This is a genomic window from Candidatus Hydrogenedentota bacterium (genome assembly GCA_018005585.1).
Classification (GTDB): Bacteria; Hydrogenedentota; Hydrogenedentia; order Hydrogenedentales; family JAGMZX01; genus JAGMZX01.
Genome location: JAGMZX010000032.1, coordinates 39,170 through 46,140 on the forward strand (window position 1 = coordinate 39,170; position 6,971 = coordinate 46,140).

Sequence of the window (6,971 nt, forward strand, 5' to 3'; positions counted from 1 at the left end):
ATTCCCGCAGGGACGAAAACACCTATACGTGAAATGTGAAACAGGCCAACTCCCGATGCGGTGCGGCATTTCGCGGCGTTGGAGAGACTCAGGCTGCCAGTGGGCTGCGGCGGCGTCATATGTCTGGCCGAGGAAGATATTCCGCTGACCAAGACACTGCAAAGTATCCCCCTGGCCACCCTGTGAGGCCGTAGAAAGCGATACCCGCGCCGAATCGAAGCCTTTTTCGAGGGAGACACCGGAATCGGGGTCTTTGCCCCGAGTCTGCAGGACTCCAGGGACTCCAGGGATTGCCTCGGGCGCGGGGCGCGGGATATGCTTGGCCCGGGTGCTGATAGAGTGCGGAATATTGCGTGGGACGACATGGCCACGGGGCAGCGTATGGTGACTGACAGCGACATTCTGATACTTGGGGCGGGCATGACGGGCCTGTGTGCGGCGCATTATGCCGCCCAGCGGTTTGGCCAGGAGCGGGTACTGGTGCTGGAGGCCGCGGACGCGCCGGGCGGCACGGCGCGCACGGACCACATCGACGGATTCACCATAGAGTGGGGACCAAACGGGTTTCTGGACAAGGAGCCAAAGACCCTTGGATGGATGGCGGACCTGGGCTTGGGCGAACAGCTCGTGCGCGTGAATGAAGCGGCGGCGCACCGGTTTATCTATCGCGCTGGGCGTTTGCATGAGGTAAAGCCGCCGCCCGCTTTTCTCGTATCGCCGTTGTTGTCGGTGCGGGGCCGCGCGCGTCTGTTGTGCGAGCCGTTTGTCCAGGGCAAACGCGACGACGCGCCGGAATCGGTGTGGGAATTTGCGAAACGGCGCATTGGCCGCGAAGCAGCGGATATCCTGGTGAGCCCGATGGTGTCGGGCATTTTCGGCGGCGATGCGAAGCAGTTGAGCCTTGAACATTGTTTCCCGCGCATGGCGGAAATGGAGCGGACCTACGGCGGCCTGTTCAAGGCCATGCGTGCGCTGCGCAAGAGCGGGGCTTCGGCGATGGGGCCTTCCGGCGTGCTCACGAGCCTGCGCGAGGGCATCGGCGGCGTCGCACAGAGGGTTCAGACCCGTCTGGGCGGCCGGCTGCGCCTGGGCGTGAAGGTGAACAGCATCCAATTATCGGGAAGCGGCGGCTTCCGGGTCGAGACGGACACGGACGGGCAGGACGAGGCCTTCGAAGCGCGCACGGTGGTTGTGGCGCTGCCCGCGTACGCGGCGTCGGCATGCTGTGCCGCGCTCGAGGAACGTCTGGCGTCCGCGCTTGGAAAGATCGCCTACGCGGGCATCGCGGTCGTCTCCGCGGCGTTCCGGCGCGAACAAGTGGGCCACGACCTGAACGGATTTGGCTTTCTCGTGCCGCGCACGGAGGGCCGGCGGCTCCTCGGATGTCTGTGGGACTCGACATTGTTCCCGAATCGGGCTCCGGAGGATTGCGTGCTGCTGCGGGCAATGTACGGCGGCTATACGGACCCGGACGCGGTGCGGCTGAGCGACGCGAGTCTGCTGGATTGTCTGAGGCGCGAGGTGTACGACCTGTTGCGCATCTCCGGAGAGCCGGAACTGCTGCGCATTTACCGGCATCCTCTGGGCATACCGCAGTACCTGCTGGGGCACGAGGACTGCATGCGCGCCGTCGAGACGGCGGAACAGCTTTTTCCCGGTTTGGTATTCGCGGGGAACGCCTACCGCGGCATCGGCTTGAACGACTGCGTGTTGTCCGCTCTGCGCGCCGTCGACAGGGTGGAGAGAGGGATTCGTCTTTGACACCCCGGAATGGGGAATGCCATCATGGTAATCGTTCGTTTCGAAGCGTAGAGCGACTGTCTTGCCGCCTTGGAGGCCATCCATGCCCGCATCGACGAAACCCGCCGTGGTCTTCGCGGAGAAGCAAGGAAGAATCACGCGCGCGCTGTTCCCCAACTCGCGCAAGATATACGTGCAGGGGTCGCGTCCGTCGATCCGCGTGGCCATGCGCGAGATCAGCCAATCGCCAACGCTTTCGGGGCCGGCGGGCGCGGTGGTCGAAGAGAACCCGCCGATTACGGTCTACGACACGTCCGGGCCTTATACAGACCCGTCGATAGATTTGGACGTGCGCCGGGGCGTGCCCGCGGTGAGGCTCGAATGGATCCGCGAGCGGGGCGACGTCGAGGAGCATAGCCAGAGCGCTTCGGCGTACGGGCGGGCGCGCACCGCCGACCCGGCGGGTGCCGCAGTGAAGTTTCCACGCACGCGCAGCTTGCTGCGCGCCAAGCCCGGTCTTCGCGTGACGCAAATGCATTATGCGCGGCGCGGCATGGTCACGCCGGAAATGGAGTACATCGCGATCCGGGAAAACCAGCGCCGCGACGAGGCCGTGGCGTTTCTGAAACAGCAGCATCCCGGGATGGATTGGGACGCGCGTATCCCGGCGAGCTTCACGCCGGAATTCGTACGGTCTGAAGTGGCGCGCGGGCGCGCGATCATCCCGGCGAACGTGAATCATCCGGAAATCGAGCCGATGATCATTGGCCGCAACTTCCTCGTGAAGATCAACGCGAATATCGGCAATTCCGCCGTGTCGAGTTCTATCGAAGACGAAGTCGAGAAGATGGTATGGGCCATTCGCTGGGGCGCGGACACGGTCATGGACCTGAGCACGGGCGAGAACATCCACGAGACGCGCGAGTGGATCATCCGGAACAGCCCGGTGCCTATTGGGACCGTGCCGATCTATCAGGCACTGGAAAAGGCTGGCGGCAGGCCGGAGGAACTCACGTGGGAGGTCTTCCGCGACACTCTGATCGAACAGGCGGAACAGGGCGTGGACTATTTCACAATCCACGCCGGGGTGCTGTTGCGGTTTATCCCGTTGACGGCGAACCGCATGACGGGCATCGTGAGCCGCGGCGGCTCGATCATGGCGAAGTGGTGTCTCGCGCATCACCAGGAAAGCTTCCTGTACACGCATTGGGACGAGATCTGCGAGGTCATGGCGGCGTATGACGTGGCGTTTTCGATTGGCGACGGCCTGCGTCCGGGCTCGATTGCGGACGCGAACGACGCTGCGCAATTCGCGGAATTGCAGGTACAGGGCGAGTTGACGCGCCGAGCCTGGGAATTCGACGTGCAGGTCATGAACGAGGGGCCCGGCCATATTCCCATGCATATGATTAAGGAAAACGTGGACAAACAGCTGGAATGGTGCGATGAGGCGCCATTCTATACGCTCGGGCCGCTGATCACGGACATCTCGCCGGGCTATGACCATTACTCGTCCGGCATCGGTGCGGCGATGATCGGCTGGTACGGCACGGCGCTGCTTTGTTATGTCACGCCCAAGGAACATCTCGGCCTGCCGGACAAGCACGATGTGCGTGAAGGAGTGGTCGCTTACAAGATTGCGGCACACGCGGCGGACCTCGCGAAAGGGCTGCCGGGCTCGCAAATCCGGGACAACGCCATCAGCAAGGCGCGTTTCGAGTTCCGCTGGGAGGACCAGTTCAACCTTTCGCTTGACCCGGAGCGCGCGCGGGCGTTCCACGATGCGACGCTGCCCGCGGTGGGCGCGAAGGTGGCGCATTTCTGCTCGATGTGCGGGCCAAAGTTCTGTTCGATGGAGATCACGCAGCAGTTGCGCAAATATGCGACGGACCACGGTGTCGATGCGGAGACGGCCCGGCAAGAGGGCTTTCTCGAGATGTCGGAACGCTTTCTCGCCGAAGGGGCGGAACTCTACCCGAAGCAATAGGGACCGGGCTCAAACGCTTCGTTTTCGGCGAAGGCGCATGCGGTACAGTCATTCGGTGAAGCAGGTTTCCTTGTCTTTCTCGGCCTCTGACCGAATTCCTCGCGTCTATGGTTGTGTTAACGCCAGTACGTCCAGCGCCGTAGCACATTGCTTCACATATTCGTCCTGGGTCTCTGTAACCGGCACAAACACCAGCGGAGGATCGTTCAGCGTAGGTTGTGCCGCGCCGATTGTCCACGCGATGCGGGCGTCATCCATGCGGCCAAGGGCGGCCAGGGCTTTGCCCATCCAGTAGCGGACTTCCGCGTCGGTGAGGACGTAGTGGGCGCCAACTTGCAGGTTTTCGGGATAAGTGAGCGCGGTGTCAAAATCACGCAGGGCTTCCTCGGGACGCCCGTCCGCGAGTGCGGCCTTGCCCCGGCTCAGCAGAGCGCTGACGAAGATATCGTGTGGCTTGGCCTGGCCTTCCCAGTTTGAGAAACGCGCCGTGGCCAGCAGATGAATACAGTCGTCGAAGCGTTGCTCATTCAAATACGCCTCGGCGAGCCAGAGTACGGCGTCATAACGCGGGTCGCGCGTGCGCGGGAGCTTTTCGATGACTTGAATGCCTTCCGTGCGGCGGTCTTGCGCCGCGAGCACTTCCGCGAGGTCGAGATAGAGCACCTGGTCGTCCGGTCTATGTTCGAGGGCGTTGCGGAAGCACGTTTCCGCGCGCGGCAGGTCGTTCTTCTTTTTCTGCGCCCAGACGCCGAGCAGGCGCCACGCCACGCTAAGTGACGGGTCGAGTTCGACCGCCTTTTCCCAATATGGCACGGCTTCCTCAAGGCGGTGCAGGCCGGCGAGCAAATGGCCCTGCAACAACTGCGCGTGGGCGTCTTTCGGGCGTGCGGCCACGGCGTAGGCGAGCACGTCGAGTGTTTCGGTCCCGGAGGGCAGCACAAAATCCACGGAAAGTGCTGCCGCGCGGTCGAGGAGCGCGCCCGCTTCCGCTGCATTACCGCTCAGCTCTTCGTAGAACGCGAGGTGATACAAGAGCAGCGGCGATTCCGGCAGCAGGTCCTGGACAGCGCGCAACAGGCGCGCGGCGTCGGCGTACAGCCCCAGGTCTGCCAGAAACGCGGCGACATCCAGGAGAATGAATTCCTTCTCGCCGCCGGCATTCGCGAGCCGCTTCCCGAACGGACTCATGTCACCGGGACCGTTCAGCGCGCTGAGGCCGAGCAGCGTGAAGTCGAGGGGGTCCGCGCCGAGAAACGCGGCGACTTCGTCGGGGAGTTGGCGTCCGAGCGCATGATGTGCGGCGGCGAGCGCGGCCCAGTTCCGCGAATCGGCCGGGTTTGCGCGAACGGCGCGTTCAAAGGCCTCCAGTGCGCCTTCGTAATCTATGAGCCGCATCTTGGCGCGGCCCACGATGCCATAGCCCAGCGCAATGGTGTCGAGACAGCGCGCGGTTTTGTAACCGCTTGTGGCGGCATCTTGCGGGTTCTTGAGGCCCAGTTGCGCGCTGCCGAGAAGGAACCAGGCCATACCGCACTCAGGGTCGCGTTCCACCGCTTTATTTGCGTGCTCGGCGCACGCCTCAAACAGCCCGGATTCCAGGTCGAGCGTCGCGAGGCTTACGAGCGAAGGCGTGTGCAGGGGGTCGATACTCAGCGCGGCCTCGTAACCGGCGCGAGCGCCGTCGCGGTCCACTTGGCTATCGAGGGTCCGGGCGCTGCGATAGCGTTCATCCGCCGTCGGCGCGCCATCAGGCCGCGCGGGCTTTTCCGTCAAGTCCGGGCGTTCGACCTCAGGAATCGCGAGCGGCGTTTCGTAATCCAGCAGGTCTTTTTCGTCCGCGTCCTTAAGAAGCACGCGGATTGCGCCTTCAGGCGCATTTTCCAGCAAGAGAGTCACGGGAGCGGCGGGGGAGAGGTCGCATGGCAGAGTCTTCAGGGTCGTGCCGTCCTGTTCGAGCGTCAGCGAGGATCCGGGCAAATTGCCCGTGCCGATGACGCGCACTTCCAGTGCTCCGCCCTCGCGCCGCGTCTGGACCGCGGCGTCGCGTGTCGCAAACTCAAAGCCGTCGCCGAGGCCGTGGACGGGGTACCAGAATTCACGCCACTCGACGGCCTGACGCGGCTCCAGGAGGCCGTAATCCGCCTGCGTCAGCAGCGGGCCGCTCTGTACTTCGATGTATTGCGCGTGGACCGGCCCGGCGTCGCACAAAGCCATCTGGCTCACCACCCCAAAATCGTCCTTACCCCAGGTCCAGGCCTTTTTCCCTTTAAGTTCGTGATGGTTCGCGTAGGAGACGATGCCGCGGTCGATATCGACATCATAGGCGCCGAAGAAATCGAAGACGCAGTCGTAGGCGAAGATCGAGCTCATCGTTTCGTAGTTCTTGAGCCAGGAGAGGTCTTTGTCGTCGTCTACGGGCCAGGAGAAGAAGGCCGTGCCGTTATGGTCGCAGCCCAGCGTCATGGGATACATGAATCGCGTTCCCGGCAGGTTCGGAAAGGCCGTGCAGTTCCAGAAGTAATAGGGATGTGTGCCGTCCGTGGGGTTGCAGATGCGAATCTGCTCGTCGAGATAGGCCTTGCCGGGATGAAGCGTAAGCCAGACCGTCCAGCGTGTCTTGAACATTTTCTCTGTATTGCTGATTACGAGGGTGGCTGAACCGTCGGCCTGTTCGATGATGGCCGCGTCCACGGGCGACACGACAGTGACCGTATGGCCCTGGGGTCCGGCGTTCCATTCGATGCCGCCGGAAATCCACGCGCCGCGCATGGCAATCAGCGCGGGCTTGACCTCGCGGTTGCAGTGGAAAACCTCCTCATTGGTGGTCTTATCGAGGACGGAATAGATGCGCCCGCCGAGTTCCGGAATGCAGGTCACTTTGAGATACTCGTTTTCGAGGTAGAGCGCGCGGTATGTACGGTCTGCGCTGGATTTGGCGATGTGGTCCTGCCGTGTGTAGGGATAGTAGAGGGGCCCCTGCAGTTGCTGAAACACCGGGTGGACATCGTCATACCATGGATAGGTGGGCAGGGTCAGCGTGCCCTCCCAGGTCTTGACGGGCGCGGCGTCTGGCGCGGCGGGAATCGTCGGGCACAGTGCAATCAGCAGGACGACAGACACAAGGCACCGTGGAATGAAGTTGGACAATTGCATGATGGAACCCTTTTTCCTGAAACACCCATACGCGAGACAAACCGCTGGGAGTATAGCCTTTTTGCCGTATGGTACACAGTCGCGCGGGCTG

At 62.9% G+C, this 6,971-nt stretch carries 3 protein-coding genes; 2 read left to right on the top strand and 1 reads right to left on the bottom strand.

Annotated features, from left to right (window positions below):
* Positions 1 to 339 precede the first annotated feature (339 nt).
* Both hemG and thiC read left to right on the top strand, forming a co-directional pair.
* On the top strand, positions 340 to 1,761 hold the full coding sequence (hemG, locus tag KA184_07690; GenBank protein MBP8129449.1) for a protoporphyrinogen oxidase: 1,422 nt from the start codon (positions 340 to 342) through the stop codon (positions 1,759 to 1,761).
* Between the two features lie 82 nt (positions 1,762 to 1,843).
* Positions 1,844 to 3,727: a phosphomethylpyrimidine synthase ThiC gene (thiC, locus tag KA184_07695; GenBank protein ID MBP8129450.1), complete on the top strand. Its 1,884-nt coding sequence runs from the start codon at positions 1,844 to 1,846 to the stop codon at positions 3,725 to 3,727.
* Positions 3,728 to 3,832: 105 nt separating this feature from the next.
* Here the strand turns inward: thiC and KA184_07700 are convergent, their stop codons facing one another.
* On the bottom strand, positions 3,833 to 6,880 hold the full coding sequence (locus KA184_07700) for a DUF5107 domain-containing protein (GenBank protein ID MBP8129451.1): 3,048 nt from the start codon (positions 6,878 to 6,880) through the stop codon (positions 3,833 to 3,835).
* Between the last annotated feature and the right edge of the window lie 91 nt (positions 6,881 to 6,971).

Excerpts from the sequence above, each read along its gene's own strand:
- thiC (MBP8129450.1), top strand. The coding sequence starts at position 1,844 with ATGCCCGCATCGACGAAACCCGCCGTGGTCTTCGCGGAGAAGCAAGGA.
- KA184_07700 (MBP8129451.1), bottom strand. The coding sequence starts at position 6,880 with ATGCAATTGTCCAACTTCATTCCACGGTGCCTTGTGTCTGTCGTCCTG.